This is a genomic window from Moritella marina ATCC 15381 (genome assembly GCF_008931805.1).
Classification (GTDB): domain Bacteria; phylum Pseudomonadota; class Gammaproteobacteria; order Enterobacterales; family Moritellaceae; genus Moritella; species Moritella marina.
Window position 1 is genome coordinate 1,437,869 of record NZ_CP044399.1, and the last position, 17,888, is coordinate 1,455,756.

Below are 17,888 nucleotides of genomic sequence, written 5' to 3' on the forward strand. Positions count from 1 at the left end.
GCTCACTTAGCATTAATTAACTGCTATTTGTGGCGATTTTCAAGGCACTGTACAACTTCTGTTAGTGGCACGTCTTCTTTTTGTAGTAAAACAAGCAGGTGATAAAGTAGATCTGAGCTTTCGTTAACTAACTCATCGCGATCTTTAGCTACAGCCGCTAGTGCAACTTCAACACCTTCTTCACCGACTTTTTGTGCGCAACGCTTAGTACCACGAGCAAATAAACTCGCTGTATAGCTTATTTCTGGATCGGCTGTCTTACGTTCTTCAAGCACTTTATCAAGTTGTGCAATGAATGTAAGCGCAGGTTTGTTTTCTGTTACGAAGCAGCTATCTGTACCTAAGTGGCAAGTTGGGCCACAGGGTTTAGCTGTGATAAGTAATGAATCATTGTCACAGTCTTTTGTTATCTCTTGAACCAATAGATAGTTCTCTGAAGACTCACCTTTAGTCCATAGACGTTGCTTAGTTCGGCTAAAGAAAGTCACTTTGCCGATTTCTAATGTTGTTTTTAAAGCCTCTTCATTCATATAACCTAGCATCAATACTTCACCTGATACTGAGTCTTGAATAATTGCAGGCATTAAACCGTCTACTTTTTTCCAATCAAGTTGGTTAATTTGTTCGTTTGTTATCATGTTCTGATCTCCACATCTTGATCTCGTAGATATTCTTTTAATTCACCAATATTGATGACTTGTTTATGAAATACACTTGCAGCTAATGCGCCATCAACGTCTGCTTCATTAAATACTGTTGTAAAGTGTGCCATTTCACCTGCACCACCTGATGCGATCAATGGTACTTTACAAATTTTACGGGCTTTAGATAATTGTACCGTGTCGTAACCACCACGAACACCATCTTGATTCATCACATTGAGGACGATTTCACCTGCGCCACGTTTTTGAACTTCTTTAATCCATTCAAACGTTGTCCACTTGGTGACTTGTGTTCGGGTTTCGTCACCAGTGAATTGATAGACTTTATATTCCTCGGTGTCTTCATCGAAATAACTATCGATACCGATGACAATACATTGCACGCCGAACTTAGCTGCAAGTCTATTAATCAAGCTTGGATCTGCAAGTGCAGGGGAGTTAATTGATACTTTATCGGCGCCAAATTCTAAAATACGCGCCGCGTCTTCTTCACTTTTAATGCCGCCTGCCACGCAAAAGGGAATATCAATAACTTCTGCAACGCGACTTACCCAGCTTTTATCAACAACGCGATCATCTGCACTTGCCGTTATATCGTAAAATACTAATTCGTCAGCACCTTCTGCAGCGTAACGTTGGGCAAGGGGAACGATATCTCCGATCAATTCATGATTACGGAATTTAACCCCTTTGACGACCTTTCCATCTTTAACATCTAAACAAGGTATTATGCGCTTTGTTAACATATTACATCTCCAGGAAATTCTTGATTAATTGTGCACCCGCTTTACTTGAACGCTCGGGGTGGAATTGCACACCGTAGAAATTATCTCTATTCACAGCAGCGGTAAATGGCGCGCCGTGTGTGCTGGTGGCAATCGTGTCACTGCCAACTGCCAGTGCGTAGCTATGCACAAAATAGAAATAACTGCCACTTGGAATATCCTTGAATAATGGATGATCTTGCTGCGGTTCAATCTGATTCCAACCCATGTGTGGTAAACGAACACCTTCACTTGGCATTGGTTCGATACTGCCACTGATTAATCCTAGCGTAGCGACATTACCTTCTGCTGAACCTTCTGCTGAAAATTCAGCAAGCAATTGCATACCAAGACAAATACCTAATACAGGTTGTTTTAGGCTTTTGACTAATTCAATTAAATCTCGGTCAGCTAAGTTTTTCATTGCTTCCTGTGCAGTACCTACGCCGGGTAGGAATAGTTTATCCGCATTGCGTAACACATCAGCTTCGCGGCTTACTGTCACTGAATAACCAAGGCGTTCAATGGCAAACCTTACCGATGAGAGATTGGCACAACCAGTATCAATAATGACAACATTACTTTTTGTTTGATCTTTGATTGTGTATTCCGTCATTAAAGCACTCCTTTTGAACTTGGTAGCATATCGCCTTCGACTTTAATGCATTGACGAAGGGTACGGCCAAAGCTCTTGAATAAGCTTTCTACAAGGTGGTGCGTGTTTTTCCCTTCTGCTTTAAGGTGTACTGTTGCAGCCATACCATCACTTAAAGAACGGAAGAAGTGCGGTACCATTTCTGTTGCAAATTCACCAATGTGGTCGCGTGGGAACTCGGCGTTAAATTGCAGATAAGCACGGCCAGAAAGATCCAGTGAACAAGATGCTTCACATTCATCCATTGGTAGCACGAAGCCGAAACGGCCAATACCACGTTTATCACCAAGTGCTTGGTTAATTGCATTGCCTAAGGCGAGTGCTGTGTCTTCTACTGTGTGGTGATCATCAATATGTAAGTCACCAGCAACACTCAAGTTTAATCTAAAGCCGCCGTGTGTCGCGATTTGATCTAACATGTGATCAAAGAAACCCATGCCAGTATCAATACTACTACCGCCTTGGCTATCAAGGTCGATATCTACTTTAATGTCAGTTTCTTTGGTTGTACGCGTTACACTCGCAACGCGATTACCTTTAGCCAAGATCTTATCTTCAATCATTGGCCAATTTAAATCAGTGCGATTATAAAAGATGCCTTCAATGCCCATGTTCTCGGCAAGTTGAATATCGGTAATACGATCGCCAATCACATACGAGTTAGCAAAATCGATACGACCTGATTGTAAGTATTCTTTAACCATACCTAAATGTGGCTTACGGCAACTACAGTTGTCTTCAGTAAAATGCGGACAAAGTAACACAGCTTCAAAATTAACGCCTTGTGAAGCAAACAGCTCCATCATGGCGTTTTGGGGAATATCAAAGTCACTTTGCGGGTAGCTATCTGTGCCAAGTCCGTCTTGATTAGAAACGATGACTAGCTTGAAACCTGCAGCTTGTAACTTAAGTAATGCTGGGATCACTAAAGGTTCAAATTTTAGTTTCTCTAAAGTGTCGACTTGTTTATCGCTAACCGGTTCATCGATTAATGTACCATCACGATCAATAAATAAGAATTTTTCCTTGCTCACATCGGGCTCCTGCTTGTTTATTTTTATTCTTTTATGATTTCTGTAATTAAGAAAGTACAGACTTTAATGCGGCTAAGGTGCTGTTCATTTCAGCCGCGTTGCCTAAGGTGATTCGAATACAGTTTTCTAATCGTGCTTTGGAACTAAAATCTCTTAATACAATACCTTGTTCGCCTAATAAGCTAAACACTTTTTGGCTATTATTAAATTGTACCAAGACATAATTCCCGGTTGCAGGGAATACTTTCTCGACACCGGTCAATTGATTTAACTCATCAATAAACGCACTACGCATACCGTTAAGTTGCGCAACACGGTCTGTCATTATCTCGATACCAGATGCTGTTAATGCTTGGCTGGCGATTTGTGCTACAGGTTCCGGTACTGGGTAGGGAGGAATAACTTTCGATAGCAATCCGATGACAGTCTCACTGGCTATTGCAAAACCACAGCGTAATGACGCTAATGCAAATGCTTTTGACAGTGTTCTTAAGATCACTAAGTTATCAAAATCTTGTAGTAACGACACTTGTGATGCCGCTGGACAAAACTCAATGTAAGCTTCATCACAGACAATAATGGCTTTGTCTTTCGCAGCGTTCAATAAATCCGTTAAACGCGCTGAATCGAGTAGATTACCAGTCGGATTATTGGGTGCGCACAAAAATACAATCTTAACTGAATCTAATTTTGCTGTTATCGCATCGTAGTCAGGGTCGAAATTAGCATCTAAATCTTGTTTGATGATACTCACGCCACAGGTTTCAGCGCTCACTTCATACATGCCGTAAGTTGGCGGGTTGATTAGAATGTTATCAACACCTGGCTCACAGAATGTGCGGATCAGTAATTCGATAGCTTCATCGGCACCACGAGTGGTAATTACATTCTCCGGGTTAACGCCTGCATAATCCGCGTAACCATTAATAACAGCGGTAGGCTGAAATTCAGGATAACGATTCAAGCGGTTGCAATCTAAGGCATAATGACCTGAATCCGGTGCTTCATTGGCATTTAACCAAATGTCACCCGAGCCGCCAATTCTACGGGCTGACTGATACGGTGTTAACTCTTGCACATTCTTTCTGGCGAGTTTCGTTAGCTGGTTGCTCATGCTGTTTCTCCCAAGCGTTCGATTCTGATGGTGACGGCACGTTTATGCGCGTCGAGTCCTTCTGCATCAGCCAGACAAGTGACCGTCTTCGCCAAGCTCTTGAGACCATCTTGAGATAACTCCTGAACAGTAAAGCGTTTAGTAAAATCAGCAAGCCCTAAACTTGAATAGGTTTTAGTGTAGCCATAGGTTGGTAGTACATGGTTAGTACCACTTGCATAATCACCGACAGATTCAGGAGACCAGGCCCCTAAAAAGATAGAACCAGCATGTTTCAATTTTGGCAGTAAACTACGTGCATTTTCTGTTTGCACAATTAAGTGCTCAGGTGCGTACAGGTTACTAATTGAAATTGACGTGTCTGTATCTGTAGTGATAATGATTAAACTTGATGCAATAGACTGTACGGCAATGTCTTGACGAGAAAGACAGGCCAATTGTTGCGATATTTGTTCAGAGACTTTAGCAGCAAGTTCACTTGATGATACAACCAAGATTGATTGTGAGTCAGGACCATGCTCTGCTTGTGATAATAAATCAGCAGCGATAAACCCGGCATCAGCCTGTGCATCAGCAATCACTAGAACTTCAGATGGACCGGCTGGCATATCAATTGCCGCGCCGTTTATATCAGTACTGACTTGGCGTTTTGCCTCGGTAACAAACGCATTACCCGGCCCAAAAATCTTATCTACTTTAGCGATAGATTCAGACCCATACGCCATTGCAGCGATAGCTTGCGCACCACCAAGTGTGTAAATTTCGGTAACACCACACAATTGGGCTGCAAATAAAATCTCATCTGCAATCGGTGGTGGTGTGGTTAGTACAATGCGTTCACAGTTAGCAATGTTTGCGGGTGTTGCAAGCATGAGCACAGTTGATGGTAGCGGTGCACTGCCACCCGGGATATATAAACCAACAGCATCAATAGCAACAGTATGCATCTCACACACTACACCTGGCATCGTTTCAACACGGATAGTCTCTTGTACTTGTGCTTGATGAAAAAGATGAATGTGATGTTGTGCTTGTTTGATTGCTTGTTTAGTTTCATCATCTACCCGCTGACTAGCCGCTTCTATCTCAGCTGCCGTTACGCGTAAATTCTCTACTTCAACTTTATCAAACTTTGCGGTGAGTGCTTTTAATGCGTTATCACCTTCATTTCTCACTTGCGCAATAATGTCGGTAACTATGTCACCTATTTTTGCTGAGTTTGATATTGCAGGTCGCATTAATAATGCTGCTTGTTCTGCCTGGCTTAGTTGATCCCATACGACTGTTTTCATGCTTGATCCTCCCTTAACATTGCTGCTGCATGTTTGCTACTAACCTAGCATTTTTTCAATTGGTAATACTAAAATTGAACTTGCGCCTAACTGTTTAAGTTCTTCCATCGTTTCCCAGAATAGCTTCTCTGTACTTACCAGGTGTACTGCAACCGTGTCTTCAGTTGACGCCAATGGTAATACCGTTGGGTTTTCAGCGCCAGGAAGTAGGGCAATGACAGCATCGAGTTGTGATTTAGGCGCGTGTAGCATGATGTATTTGCTTTCTTTTGCTTGCATTACACCTTGAGCACGCACCATTAAGCGGTCTACTAATGCTTGTTTCTCTGCTGATAAAGCCGCTTTAGCTTGAATTAAAACCGCTTTAGAGTGGAAGATGTCTTGGACTTCTTTCAGGCCGTTGGCTTCAAGCGTAGCGCCTGTCGATACGAGGTCACAAATTGCGTCGGCAATGCCAGCGCGAGGAGCAACTTCAACAGAACCATTAAGCATCACAGATTTAAAGTTAACGCCTTGCTCATCTAAATAACGTTTTAGTAGTTCAGGGTATGATGTTGCAATGCGTAAGCCTTCAAGTGAGTGAGGGCCTTGGTAATCAAATTCTTCTGTTGCGGCAATTGATAAACGGCAACCACCAAATGTCATGCGTTTTAGCAGTTTATATTCAGCTGGTTCACCAAGGCGTTGACGTTCTAGTTCTTTTTCTTCTAGTTCGTTTTCGCCAATAAAACCAAGGTCAGCAACGCCGTCCATGATTAAACCTGGAATGTCATCGTCACGTACGCGAAGTAGATCAACAGGCATGTTTTCACAGTGAGCGATCAAACGTTGTTCGCGCATGTTAATTTTAAGGCCCATGGCTTTAAGTAGGTTTTGAGATTCAGTGCTAAGACGGCCTGATTTTTGAATTGCGATTCTTAGTCTTGGTTGGTCATTTTTTGTGTCTAACATAGTCATCCTTAAACCTTGTTAAAATAATTGTCTATAAACGAAAAAACCCCCGAAAGTTCAATCTTCCGAGGGTTTTTCTAAATGAGTTCCGGAAGTTTGCATGCATACACCTCCAGTTAACAGCCTGAAAGCTAATCAAATATGATGATGGTGATGCACGTTTACTTTCAGGTTGTTATTCATAATGTTTTTCCAGTTAGTATGTTGTTACTAATAAGTGTGGTTGAGTTCACAATAGCAATCTAGGATAAAATTGCAATGCTTTTTAACGATTATTTGTAACTATTATTTATAAAGTGTTTAAATTAAAACTATATTAAAATAATATTCAAACACTGCAGTCATAAAACGTAGGGCTATTATTCATTTGAATAAGCAAGATCGATGTCTTTGTTCATCCGTAATTTAAGGTTTTCAAGATTAACATTTGCTTTAACAAAGTAACTTGGCGAAAGTTCGATAGCGCGGTCAATAAAGTACTCGGCTTCACGATATCGACCTTCTAGTATCAGAAAGTAACCGATGTCATTATAAGCATGCTCAATGGGCATTACTTGCTTTAAAGTTTGCAGTGCTTTGTTATACATTCCTTTGCGTACGTAAACCAAGCCTAGGTTTAACCATGCGCGCTTAAATTGACTATCTATATCAATTGCTTTCTTGTATTGAATTTCAGCTTTAACAAAATTACCTGCTAAATAATAAGAGTAACCGATATTAGTATAGGTAGGGTGGTCGAAACCGTCTTTATTGGTTTGCCATTGTTTGAATTGCTTGCATAAGTGTATTTATGGAAAGAGATAACAATTAATGTAATGGCCAGTGTATTGAATATTAATTTCGTTGGTGAATATCGCTCATTACGCATCAGTCTATCCTTAGATTACTATTTAAATAGGACTAAATATTAGTTAATCTTTTAAGTGTAGATGTGAATCTATTTTAGGAGGGGAGGAATTACGTTAACAATTTGAAAGTGATTGTTAGTTTGTAAGTGAGGCTTCATCTGGGGAAGATAATGCCTCTCTACTTACAGGATAATATTACTCGCGCTCTAATAACAATAGCTTGTTGTCTACATCAGCCCAATCGTCAGCATCTGCTGGTGGTTCACATTTTTCGGTGATCACGGGCCATTGCGTTGAAAGCTCTTCATTAATTGCAATAAATACTTGTTGATCTTCGGGTACTTCATCTTCTTGGAAGATCGCATTGACAGGACACTCTGGTTCACAAAGCCCACAATCAATACATTCCTCAGGATTAATAACTAAGAAGTTCGGACCTTCATGAAAAGCGTCTGCTGGGCATACTGGGACACAATCACCATGTTTACATTTAATACAATTTTCGGTTACGACAAAAGTCATGATGCTTGTTCCTCTCATTTCAAAGTGGAGGCATTATACGTAAGCAGGCTTTAAAAGCAATTAACATCCTATTTATAACCGAAAACAGGCATGAAAAACAACCTAAGTTCAAATAATAAAATGCATATTTCTTCATAATAACGTAAAATGCCCGCCCTAAGATTTTAGTTTACTAGCTAGTGCGCCAACTGCGTGATGCCTTTCATATTTGGATAATTTTCTATGTTACGTTTAACCGATGTAAAACTTCCGTTAGATCATAATGATCAAGCAATTAATGAATATATTTTAGAGAGATTGTCACTTAAACCTGAACAATTAGCTGAATATACTGTTTTCCGTCGTGGTTATGATGCACGTAAACGTAATGTCATTATCCTAATGTATACATTAGACGTTACATTAGCCGATGGTGTAAATGAAGACGCATTACTTGCTGCATTTGAAAAAGATCAACATGTTCGTGCTACACCTGATATGTCATACAAATTTGTTGCTGAAAAAACGGAAGAGATAGAACAGCGTCCAGTTGTTATAGGCTTTGGACCTTGTGGTTTATTTACTGCATTAATCCTAGCGCAAATGGGCTTACGTCCAATTGTACTTGAGCGTGGTAAAGAAGTACGTGAAAGAACGAAGGATACCTTTGGGTTTTGGCGTAAGCGTGAATTAAACCCTGAATCAAATGTGCAGTTTGGTGAAGGTGGGGCAGGTACATTCTCAGATGGTAAATTGTATAGCCAAGTAAAAGATCCTAAGTTTCATGCACGTAAAATTTTAACTGAATTTGTTAAAGCTGGCGCACCTGAAGAGATCATGTATTTAAGTAAGCCGCACATTGGTACATTTAAATTGGTTACTATGATTGAACGTATGCGAAAGGATATCATCGAGCTTGGTGGTGAAATTCGTTTTAGTGCGCGTGTTGATGATATTCTTATCGAAAACGATCAAGTAACGGGTGTAGAACTTGCTGGTGGCGAAATCATTGAAACAAATCATGTTTCTTTAGCGATTGGTCATAGTGCTCGTGATACATTTGAAATGCTGCAAAAACGTGGTGTTTACCTAGAAGCGAAACCTTTCTCAATCGGTTTCCGTATTGAACACAAGCAAGCTGCAATTGATGATGCGCGTTTTGGTAAAAATGCAGGCAACCCATTACTTGGCGCTGCAGATTACAAATTAGTTCATCATTGTAAGAATGGTCGTTCTGTATATAGCTTCTGTATGTGCCCTGGCGGTACTGTTGTTGCTGCAACGTCTGAAGAAGGTCACGTTGTTACTAATGGCATGAGCCAATACTCACGTAACGAAATGAATGCGAACAGCGCTATCGTCGTTGGTATCACACCAGAAGATTATCCGGGTAACCCATTAGCAGGTATTGATTTACAGCGTAAATGGGAAAAAAATGCATTTGTTATTGGTGGCAGCAATTATGATGCTCCTGGTCAAACAGTTGGCGATTTCCTTTCTGGTAAAGGCGAGGGTGAGTTTGGCGATGTGGTACCTTCATATAAACCAGGTCTTAAATTTACAGACCTGAGTAAAACATTACCACCATTTGCTGTAGCTGCTATTCGTGAAGCGATCCCTGCTTTTGAAAAGAAAATTAAAGGTTTCTCTGCGAAAGATGCAACTTTAACTGGTGTTGAAACACGTACATCATCACCTGTTAGCATTAAACGTGGTCGTGATTATCAAAGCATCAGTACTAAGGGCTTATTTCCTGCAGGTGAAGGTGCTGGTTATGCTGGTGGCATTTTATCAGCAGGTATTGACGGTATTAAAGTGGCAGAAGCAATGGCGCTTTCGATGCTGCTAAAAGAATAATTACGGTTTATTAGCGACTTACTTGTTTAACGGCGGGTCGCTAAAGAATGAATAAAAAAAGGAGAGTCTACTTTAATCGTAAGTAGCTCTCCTTTTTAATTGTGACGATTTAATCACTCAGTAATTAAATACTATTAATCAATAAGATTGTAATCGTTACGTAAAATCTCAACAATTTCAGCTTTTGGATTATCAGATAAAACAATCTTTTCGCCAGTAATTTTCTCAGCGATGTTTAAGTACGTTTCTGAAATTGACATTAATACAGATGTTGGTAGTGCATTATGTTCAGCAAGTGCCAAACGCTCATCCATTCTGTTTTTGTTTAATAAGATATCAGGTTCAGAGAAGTGGTTAAGTAATTGCTGGCGGAAACCTTCTTTAGAGTTCTCCACTACATTACCTTGGTCAAATTCTGCAGTATCCCAAATACGTGATGAATCAGGCGTGCCCACTTCATCCATATAAATTAGCTTTTCTTGACCTTCGCTGTCAGTTACATAGCCAAACTCGAATTTAGTATCAACAAACATTTGGCCAACATCGGCTAATGCATCACTAATTACATTAAAGCCTTCTTTTAATAACTTTTCGTAGTAAGTAATATCATCAACGGATTTGAAGTTAAACGCTTCATAATTATCTGAAATATTTGCACGAGTGATATTCACATCATCGACTGCAGGAACACCTGGAATGCCTTCTAAAATACCTTTAGTCGACGGCGTAATTAACAATTCTGGTAGCTTTTGGTCTTTAGTTAAGCCTTCTGGTAATTCGATGCCGCAGAAGTTTCGTTCACCTTTACTATAAGCGCGCCACATAGAACCTGTGATGTATTGGCGACAGATCGCTTCAATCATGACTGGTCTCGCTTTTTGAACGATCCAAATGAATGGGTGAGGGATATCCAGGATATGGCTGTCAGCTAATCCATTCTCACGGAAAGACTTAAACCAATGGTTTGAAATTGCGTTTAGCGCAGCACCTTTCCCAGGTACACCGCGCATACCGCCTTCACCGTGCCAAATACATTCAAACGCAGAAATTCGGTCACTAATAACCATAATTGCAAGTGGTGCATCTGCGGCTACGTCATAACCCTTTTCTTCGATTAGACGACGACTATCGGCTTCAGTTAACCAGTAAACAGAACGTACTTTACCACTGTGTACAGGCTTATCTGTACGGATTGGTAAATCATTGTTTACAGCTAATACTTTATCAGCAAGACTCATTGTTAACTATCCTTATTGAGTTTATCGTTTAAATACCTAAGTAACTTGGAAGAGTTTCTTTCAATTTCCCTGAAGGCTCTTCCAAGTTACTTTGGACTCATTTAGCTAGATTCGAGGTGTTGCTGTCGATTTGAGGGCGATTTTACCAGAAGTGAGGCGTGATTCCACTATTACTGACTAATTTTGTTAAAAATAACAAGTTATAAGTAATAGTATTTTGTTAACAGGGTTGAAAAACAACCATCCTTTCGCTTTATACAACATGGATTTGATTATTACGAAGAGTGATGGTATTAAATGTGGTCTAATAATTATAAATGGAAACTTGTTTGTGATAGAGCAATATTTTTTATCGGGTGGCGCGTTAGCCAACGTCATCGATGGCTATACGGCTCGTCAACCGCAAATTGATATGGCAAAGGCGATTAACAATGTGATCGCAAGCAAGGGAAACTTAATTGTAGAGGCTGAAACAGGCACAGGTAAAACGTTTGCTTACCTCATTCCAGCTTTGGTTAATGACAAAACAACCATTATAAGTACCGGTAGTAAAAACTTACAAGAGCAGCTATTCAACCGTGATTTACCCTTTATTATCGATGCCTTAAACAGTAAGGCCAAAACGGCATTATTGAAAGGCCGAAATAATTACCTGTGTACAGAACGTTTAACGCGTTTAAGCCGTGAAACACAATATCAAAATCAAGCGATATTAAGCGATTACGTTAAGGTTAAAGGTTGGTCTAATATTACCATTAGCGGGGATATGAGCTCTGTCCCTGGACTTAAAGACGACGCTGAAATATTACCCTTAGTGACATCGACGAATGATAACTGTTTGGGACGAGATTGTCCTGATTATGAAGATTGCTTCTTGGTTAAAGCACGTCGCAAGGCTTTAGAGGCTGATATTGTTGTTGTAAATCACCACTTATATTTTGCTGATCTGAATGTTAAAGATTCGGGTTTTGGCCGGTTACTGCCGGATGCAGAGGTGATTGTTTTTGATGAAGCCCATCAAATCCCCGATATTGCATCAGAATATTTTGGTAAAAGCTTATCAAGTAAATTAATTCAGGCCTTATGCAAAGATGTGCAATATCTAGGCCGTACCGATCTAAAGGACACCATCCAAGTCACCAAAGCTGCTAATGGGCTAGCCAATGCAACGCAAGATTTACGCTTAAGCTTTTCAATGGAAACAGGCCGGGGGAACTGGCGTCATCTGATTAATCAACAAGCGGTCATGAAAACGGTTACGCGATTTCAAGACCAACTTGATTTTATCTATGAAGTACTGAAACTAGCACTTGGCCGAACAGAGCTTGTCGATCAGTGCTTTGACCGAGTGGTTGAGATTAAAGCAATATTTCAACAAATAATGGCGGTAAATAATACCGGTGAGAGCTATTGGTATGAATGTACCAAGCGAAACTTTACATTAAATATAACGCCACTTAATATTGCTGAGCGCTTTAGTGCCGAGCAAGAAAAAGTAAAATCTGCGTGGGTTTTCACGTCAGCCACTTTAGCTGTCGATAATTGTTTCTCACACTATCGCCAACAGATGGGCTTAGTAAATGCAACAGAACTTATTTTGGCCAGTCCGTTTGATTTCCAGAACCAAGCAATGTTATGCGTCCCTCGTAATATTCCAGAGCCAAACGATCCAAACATAGCACGCATATTGGTGGAGAAATTATCCCCCGTTATTATTGCTAATAAAGGTCGATGTTTCTTTCTTTGTACGAGTCATTACATGATCAGGCAAGTCGCAGCCTTGCTACAGCAGCAACTTTCGATGCCTATCTTCGTACAGGGCCAAGATAACAAACAAGTGTTACTTGATCAGTTCATCGAGCACGGTAACGCATTATTAATCGGTACTTATTCTTTCTGGGAGGGGATTGATGTGCGGGGGCAAACTTTAAGCTGTGTTATTATTGATAAATTACCGTTTGCGTCGCCTGATGATCCGTTATTACAAGCACGGATTGAAGATTGCCAGCGTAAAGGCGAAGACCCTTTTGCGCAGTTACAAATCCCCAAAGCGGTGATTAACCTGAAGCAGGGAGTAGGCCGTTTAATTCGAGATGTCAAAGACACCGGGTGTGTTATTATTTGTGATACTCGTATTGTATCGCGTGGTTATGGGGGCACATTTATTAATAGCTTACCCGATATGCCGCGCACCAGAGATTTAAATAGCGTTTTATCTTTTATTAAGAAAACTAACAATTAGAAAGTGAATTTTATGAGTAATATTTTAGCACTAGATACATCAACAGAAAATTGTTCTGCCGCACTGAGCGTTAATGGCGAAATATTAGTAAGAGAATTTGAAAGCCCGCGTGAGCATACCAAGCGTATTTTACCTATGGTCGATAGTTTATTGTCTGAAGCAGGTATCAAATTAAAAGATCTAGATGCACTTGCATTTGGTCGCGGTCCAGGGAGCTTTACCGGGGTACGTATTGGCACTGGTATTGCGCAAGGCCTTGCCTTTGGTGCTGATTTACCTATGCTGCCTATTTCGACATTAGCCGCAATGGCACAAGGTGCAAACCGATTACATAATGCCACAGACGTATTACCTGCAATTGACGCACGTATGGGCGAAATTTATGTTGCCCAATATAAACTCAATGCCGCAGGTGTCATGACACTTGTTGATAAAGAGATGGTGATCACTGCTGATGAACTTGTTGCTAATTTTAACAAGCCTGACCAGGCTTTTTATACGTTAGGAACAGGCTGGGCAACATATGAACAGCAGCTTGCAGTGTTAAATGTTGCTAAGTTAACTGCATGTGAAGGTATTCAATTTCCCACGTCACACGATATGTTGGCAATTGCGGCTGCTGACTTTGCCAATGGTAAAGCGGTTGCAGTCGAAGACGCGATGCCTGTTTATGTTCGAGATACTGTTACTTGGAAGAAACTACCAGGTAGAGGGTAAATTCTAATGAATAAAGTTAGTATAGAGGTTAATGGTAGCATTATTGCTGGCTTGCAATGGGGCGATAGCACGAAACCTGTGTTATTAGCTGTCCATGGTTGGTTAGATAATGCCGCTAGTTTTGTTCCTTTAGCTGACAATTTATTAACGCAACTAGCCGATGGCTCATTACCTTATCAGCTAATTGCAATAGATTTACCTGGGCATGGACTTTCTACACATAAAATAGGCCATTATAATTTTATTGAGTGGGTGGATGATCTATACCAAATTGTTACAAGCCAAAACTGGGGGCCTGTGAGTATCATCGGTCATTCAATGGGGGCGATGATTACTTCAATTTTTGCAGCTGCTTTTCCAGAGCTTGTAAAACAGATTGTACTTGTCGAAGGTTTGGGCGCTATTTCAGCAAAAGCAGACGAAACAGTGAGCCAATTGCGTAAAGGTATTGAAAGTCGGGCTATTTATAATAGCAAGATCAAGCAAAGTACTAAACGTAGAAGTAATGCTTTAACCTTGAGTAAGATAATCAAAGCACGTTGTCTTGTTTCAGATTTAAATGAAGACAATGCGGCGCTAATTTGTAACAGAAATTTAACAACATATAATGGTGATGTTATTTTTCGTTCAGACCAGAAATTGAAAATACGATCTTTAGTTCGTTTGACAGAGTTGCAAGTGATTGATATTTTATCTTCCATTTCAACGGCTTGTTTAATAATTTTTGGTAGTGATGGCTTTCCACTGATTACAAAGACGCTGGAAAAAGACATATTTAACAGAGTAAACTTTACTCGCGTAGAAGTATCTGGCGGACATCATGTACACATGGATAATCCGACAGAAACTGCAACGGCTATCGTTAAATTTGTTAATAATTAAATATAATGGTTCGTTAAACAAACAAAAATAGAGCATTTGTTATCTAATTCTAAATTATGAAGATTTAAATAAACAGGTAATGTCGATATTTCATTTGTTAATTGAGTGTTAATCAATTAAGATCTGTTCACAATAAATAATTTCATCAATAGCAATTAGTTATTATTAAGGGATTAATAATACCGACGTTGTTTTGTAAAATTACAAAGTAAATAAAAAGGAGTGTAAGGTGGAAAAGGTTTGGTTAAAGAGATACCCGGAAAATGTTCCCGCTGAGATTGACTTTGGTTCATTTCGTTCTTTAAACGATATATTCGATCAAACAGTGCAAAATTTTGCAGACAACCCTGCATATGTAAATATGGGCTGTTCATTGACTTATGGTGAAATCGAAGAGAAATCTCGCGCTTTCGCTGCTTACCTTCAAAACGAGCTTAAGTTAAATAAAGGCGACCGTGTCGCGTTAATGATGCCGAACTTGCTTCAATACCCAATTGCGTTATTTGGTGTGCTACGAGCTGGTATGGTTATTGTTAATGTAAATCCTTTATATACACCACGCGAGTTAAAACATCAGTTAAACGACTCCGGCGCAAAAGCGATTGTTATCATTTCTAACTTCGCTAGTGTATTAGAAAAAGTCATTGAAGACTCACCTGTTGAACACGTGATCTTAACGCAATTAGGCGATCTTTTCTCTCCTGTTAAAGGTGCGATCACAAACTTAGTCGTTAAGTATGTGAAAAAAATGGTGCCTAAATTTAACTTACCAAATGCGATCCCGTTTAACCGCGTATTGAATAAAGGACGTTCATTGCCGTTTAATAAAGTTGAAACGGGTTTTGATGACATTGCTTTTCTTCAATATACCGGTGGCACAACTGGCGTTTCAAAAGGTGCCGTATTAACGCATAAAAATATGCTAGCTAATGTATTACAAGCACAAGGCGCTTACGGTAGTATCATTGACCCTGGTACTGAAACCGTGATCACAGCGTTACCGCTTTATCATGTATTTGCATTAACAGTAAACGGCTTATTATTCTTCTTGGGCGGTGGTAAAAATATTCTTATTACCAACCCACGTGATCTTCCGGCGTTAATTAAAGAAATTGATGATCATAAACCAACAGCTATTACAGGTGTTAATACACTATTTAATGCACTGGTTAATGATGATACGTTTGCTAAAGTTGATTTCTCGGCGTTAAAACTTTCTGTCGGTGGCGGCATGGCTGTTCAACGTTCAGTTGCTGAAAAGTGGAAGAAGATAACGGGTTGTCATTTACTTGAAGGTTATGGTTTAACTGAGTGCTCACCATTGGTAACAGTAAATCCATACGACCTGCATGAATATAACGGTTCAATTGGTTTACCTGTTTCATCAACAGATGTTCGCATCATTGATGATGAAGGTGGCGTACTGACTAAACCGGGTGCTGTAGGTGAAATGCAAGTACGTGGCCCTCAAGTGATGCAAGGCTATTGGCAGCGTCCACAAGAAACAGCTGACGTGATCACTGATGGCTGGTTAAACACTGGTGATATTGCACGTATGGATGAAGATGGTTTTTTCTATATTGTCGACCGTAAGAAAGACATGATCCTTGTTTCTGGCTTTAACGTTTTCCCAAATGAAATTGAAGATGTGCTAACACTAAATGACAATATCCTTGAAGCTGCTGCAATCGGTGTACCGCATGAGTCGTCAGGTGAAACTGTTAAAATCTTTGTTGTTAAAAAAGGTGAAATTTCGAAAGAAGAAATTGTTGCGCATTGCCGTGAACACCTCACTGCATACAAAGTACCACGTATTATTGAATTCCGTGATGAGTTACCTAAGAGTAATGTAGGTAAAATATTACGTCGTGAGCTGCGTGATTAATAATTTATCTAATTTAAAGTCATAAAACACTTATAATTAGTAATATATTTAGCTAAAATTGAGCCACTTTCTAAATTTTAAGAAAGTGGCTTTTTTTTGAGGTTATAAGTGGAATATATTTTAGTTGAAGATCAAATAACATTGCAGAAAATGATAACTCAATGTGCGGATGTTGAAGTTTTAGCAATCGACACTGAATTTATCAGACAGCGTACTTATTACCCAATTCTTGGATTGTTTCAGCTTTACAATGGTACTGAAACATATTTAGTTGATCCACTTGCCGTTGATGACCTAAGCACATTATGGCAACTTCTTGACCGTCAACCTGTTGTGCTTCACGCCTGTTCTGAAGACCTTGATGTATTTAAGACGGTAGCGAATAAAATCCCTGACTTTTTCCACGATACCCAAATCGCAGCAGCATTCAGTGGGCTCGGTTCTTCTCTTGGCTTTGGCGGCTTGGTATCTGAATTCCAAAGTATCACCTTAGACAAAGGTGAGTCTCGCTCTAATTGGTTAGCACGACCATTAACAGAAAAACAGTTAAGTTATGCAGCGGCTGATGTATATCATTTATTGCCTTGCTGGAATGAGCTAAAAGCGAAGCTTGTTGAGTTAGGTTATTATGATTACTACCTACAAGAGCTAGATAACTTGCGTCGTCGTAAGTCAGAAAAGAAACAACCTAGCACAGTGTATAAGCAGTTCAAGAACGCATCATTTCTACCACCTCGTCAACTTGCAACTTTACAAGCGCTAGGAGAGTGGCGTGAAAACAATGCGGTTAATCGTGATATGGCGATTAATTTTGTTGTTAAAGAAGCGCACCTTCTCGAAGTGGCAAAACAACAGCCAAAATCGCTACGAGACTTAAATAAGATTGAATTATTGCCAATCGAAATTAAACGTCACGGTAAGCAGATTCTTGAAATAGTGAAGCAAACTGCACAACTCGCTGATAATGAGTTACCCGCACCATTAACCCGTATCTCGGATCAGCCTGGCTACAAAAAAATTGTTCAAGCTATGCGTAATAAAATAGCCATTGTTGCGGAGAAAACCAATATTCCGGCAGAATTAATTGGTTCTAAGAAAATCATTAATGAACTATTAAGCTGGTGTTGGGAGTTAACGGATGAACAGCGTGAAGTAGGGGTTAAACCTATCATGTTATGTAATTGGCGTGCAGAGCTAATTGGCAATATGTTGTTCGAACATTTGATGGCTGATAAATAGTATTAAA

At 39.9% G+C, this 17,888-nt stretch carries 16 protein-coding genes and 1 other annotated feature; of the genes, 6 read left to right on the top strand and 10 right to left on the bottom strand.

Annotated features, from left to right (window positions below; translation table 11 throughout):
- Positions 1–23 precede the first annotated feature (23 nt).
- From hisIE to fdxA, 9 genes are all read right to left on the bottom strand, one after another.
- Complete coding sequence (gene hisIE, locus FR932_RS06490) at positions 24–638, bottom strand: bifunctional phosphoribosyl-AMP cyclohydrolase/phosphoribosyl-ATP diphosphatase HisIE (RefSeq protein ID WP_019440275.1); 615 nt, start codon at positions 636–638, stop codon at positions 24–26.
- Positions 635–1,408, bottom strand: a complete 774-nt coding sequence (gene hisF / locus FR932_RS06495; protein WP_019440274.1) for an imidazole glycerol phosphate synthase subunit HisF — start codon at positions 1,406–1,408, stop codon at positions 635–637. The genes hisIE and hisF overlap by 4 nt, the downstream gene beginning before the upstream one ends.
- A 1-nt stretch (position 1,409) precedes the next feature.
- Positions 1,410–2,042: an imidazole glycerol phosphate synthase subunit HisH gene (gene hisH, locus FR932_RS06500; protein ID WP_019440273.1), complete on the bottom strand. Its 633-nt coding sequence runs from the start codon at positions 2,040–2,042 to the stop codon at positions 1,410–1,412.
- Positions 2,042–3,115 carry a bifunctional histidinol-phosphatase/imidazoleglycerol-phosphate dehydratase HisB gene (gene hisB, locus FR932_RS06505; RefSeq protein ID WP_019440272.1) on the bottom strand — a complete coding sequence of 358 codons (1,074 nt, stop codon included), beginning with the start codon at positions 3,113–3,115 and terminating at the stop codon, positions 2,042–2,044. Before hisB ends, hisH begins: the two co-directional genes overlap by 1 nt.
- A gap of 46 nt (positions 3,116–3,161) precedes the next feature.
- Complete coding sequence (gene hisC / locus FR932_RS06510) at positions 3,162–4,229, bottom strand: histidinol-phosphate transaminase (protein WP_019440271.1); 1,068 nt, start codon at positions 4,227–4,229, stop codon at positions 3,162–3,164.
- Positions 4,226–5,521, bottom strand: a complete 1,296-nt coding sequence (gene hisD / locus FR932_RS06515) for a histidinol dehydrogenase (protein WP_019440270.1) — start codon at positions 5,519–5,521, stop codon at positions 4,226–4,228. Before hisD ends, hisC begins: the two co-directional genes overlap by 4 nt.
- Before the next feature lie 39 nt (positions 5,522–5,560).
- Positions 5,561–6,472: an ATP phosphoribosyltransferase gene (gene hisG, locus FR932_RS06520; RefSeq protein ID WP_019628774.1), complete on the bottom strand. Its 912-nt coding sequence runs from the start codon at positions 6,470–6,472 to the stop codon at positions 5,561–5,563.
- Positions 6,473–6,509: 37 nt separating this feature from the next.
- Positions 6,510–6,629: a sequence feature (His leader region), on the bottom strand.
- A gap of 202 nt (positions 6,630–6,831) precedes the next feature.
- On the bottom strand, positions 6,832–7,260 hold the full coding sequence (locus tag FR932_RS21780) for a tetratricopeptide repeat protein (protein WP_276269649.1): 429 nt from the start codon (positions 7,258–7,260) through the stop codon (positions 6,832–6,834).
- 255 nt (positions 7,261–7,515) lie between these two features.
- A complete protein-coding gene (gene fdxA / locus FR932_RS06530; RefSeq protein ID WP_019440267.1) occupies positions 7,516–7,842 on the bottom strand; it encodes a ferredoxin FdxA in 327 nt (108 codons plus the stop codon).
- Between the two features lie 222 nt (positions 7,843–8,064).
- On the opposite strand from fdxA, the gene FR932_RS06535 reads away from it, so the two are divergent.
- Positions 8,065–9,678 (top strand): NAD(P)/FAD-dependent oxidoreductase, encoded by a 1,614-nt coding sequence (locus FR932_RS06535; protein WP_019440266.1) that lies wholly within the window; start codon positions 8,065–8,067, stop codon positions 9,676–9,678.
- A 134-nt stretch (positions 9,679–9,812) separates the two neighbouring features.
- On the opposite strand, the gene FR932_RS06540 is transcribed toward FR932_RS06535, so the two are convergent.
- Positions 9,813–10,916 carry a phosphoribosylaminoimidazolesuccinocarboxamide synthase gene (locus tag FR932_RS06540; RefSeq protein ID WP_019440265.1) on the bottom strand — a complete coding sequence of 368 codons (1,104 nt, stop codon included), beginning with the start codon at positions 10,914–10,916 and terminating at the stop codon, positions 9,813–9,815.
- 331 nt (positions 10,917–11,247) lie between these two features.
- Between FR932_RS06540 and yoaA the strand changes: the two genes are divergently transcribed.
- From yoaA to rnd, 5 genes are all read left to right on the top strand, one after another.
- A complete protein-coding gene (yoaA, locus tag FR932_RS06545) occupies positions 11,248–13,158 on the top strand; it encodes a DNA repair helicase YoaA (protein WP_019628773.1) in 1,911 nt (636 codons plus the stop codon).
- Between the two features lie 12 nt (positions 13,159–13,170).
- Positions 13,171–13,875, top strand: a complete 705-nt coding sequence (gene tsaB, locus FR932_RS06550; protein WP_019440263.1) for a tRNA (adenosine(37)-N6)-threonylcarbamoyltransferase complex dimerization subunit type 1 TsaB — start codon at positions 13,171–13,173, stop codon at positions 13,873–13,875.
- 6 nt (positions 13,876–13,881) lie between these two features.
- A complete protein-coding gene (locus FR932_RS06555; protein WP_019440262.1) occupies positions 13,882–14,757 on the top strand; it encodes an alpha/beta fold hydrolase in 876 nt (291 codons plus the stop codon).
- 229 nt (positions 14,758–14,986) lie between these two features.
- Positions 14,987–16,642, top strand: a complete 1,656-nt coding sequence (fadD, locus tag FR932_RS06560) for a long-chain-fatty-acid--CoA ligase FadD (protein WP_019440261.1) — start codon at positions 14,987–14,989, stop codon at positions 16,640–16,642.
- Positions 16,643–16,750: 108 nt separating this feature from the next.
- Positions 16,751–17,881 carry a ribonuclease D gene (gene rnd / locus FR932_RS06565; protein WP_019440260.1) on the top strand — a complete coding sequence of 377 codons (1,131 nt, stop codon included), beginning with the start codon at positions 16,751–16,753 and terminating at the stop codon, positions 17,879–17,881.
- Positions 17,882–17,888 lie beyond the last annotated feature (7 nt).